The 475-nt window shown below is 32.8% G+C and carries 1 protein-coding gene; it reads right to left on the bottom strand.

What is annotated here, in order from left to right; genetic code table 11:
• The coding region (locus tag ACYQ0O_RS13120; protein WP_459893789.1) for an AAA family ATPase at positions 1 to 475 on the bottom strand (475 nt) is incomplete at both ends.

Here is a 475-nt window from a genome sequence, read left to right as displayed (position 1 = left end):
CTTTAAAAAATAATACCCATTATACCAATCCCTTACCTTTTTTAAATCAACACCTTGTAAATAAGGCAAAAAAGTGGTTTCTATGTCTTTTTGAGTATATCCACAAATATTACCAAACCTGGGGCTTAGGGATATATCTTCTAACATATTCAGACCACTGAATATTGATGCCTTTGAGAACTTGCTAACACCTGTTAAAAATGCAAATCTAACATATGCATCATTGTCCTTTATTATTGAATAAAGCCCCCTTAAATACTCCCTGTTTTCCTTTGCCTGATCCCTGTTCTCTATTACATCAAGTATTGGCTTGTCATATTCATCTATTAATATTACTACTTTCTGGTTATATTTCTCATAAGATAATTTGATCAATTCATCAAAACAAGACGCCATATCTTCTCTGTTCTCACATTGAATCTTAAGCCTTCTTTGGTTGTCCTTAAAGACCTCATATGCCCTGCTCTCTAAATTT

The sequence above is a fragment of the Desulfothermus okinawensis JCM 13304 genome (genome assembly GCF_054654515.1).
The sequence above is the reverse complement of the archived record's forward strand: the minus strand, read 5'-3'. Positions and strand labels throughout refer to the sequence as shown.